Annotated in this window: 1 rRNA gene; it reads left to right on the forward strand. The window is 40.6% G+C overall.

Going from position 1 to position 498, the window contains the following annotated elements:
• Positions 1–4: 4 nt before the first annotated feature.
• Positions 5–121: ribosomal RNA gene (gene rrf, locus HUK49_RS10615) — 5S ribosomal RNA — on the forward strand.
• Positions 122–498: the final 377 nt, after the last annotated feature.

Consider the following 498-nt stretch of genomic DNA (forward strand, 5'->3'; position numbering starts at 1 on the left):
TAAGTGTGGTGATGATGGCTTGAAGGATACACCTGTTCCCATGCCGAACACAGAAGTTAAGCTTCAACACGCCAAAAGTAGTTGGGGGATCGCTCCCTGCGAGGATAGGACGTTGCCACGCAATGAAGAAAGACCAATTCAGTAGTTAAAGCTGAATTGGTCTTTTTGTTATATGAGCCGAGTTTAACGATTAGGTCTTGCTGTAGCTCATAGTAGCCAGAACTTTTGGTTGAGAACAAAGAACACTGTAGGGACTTTAACTTAAACGCTTGTAGCGAGCAAAATTAGTAATCACATTAAGAACCACGGAAAGTTGTTAATTGTAAGCATACTTAAACCTATTTAATATTGACAAATTTAACTGCCTTAAAAACTAGGGCTCTTCGTCAAGAAGTACTGATGAGAAAATAGAATAAATTTTGTTAAGCAGCTCGTGCCTGAACCTTGGCACGGGCTGCTTGTTTATTCTTCCAGTTAATGGCAATGTAGGTGTTGGGC

The sequence above is a fragment of the Limosilactobacillus portuensis genome (assembly GCF_014838735.1).
Lineage (GTDB): Bacteria > Bacillota > Bacilli > Lactobacillales > Lactobacillaceae > Limosilactobacillus > Limosilactobacillus portuensis.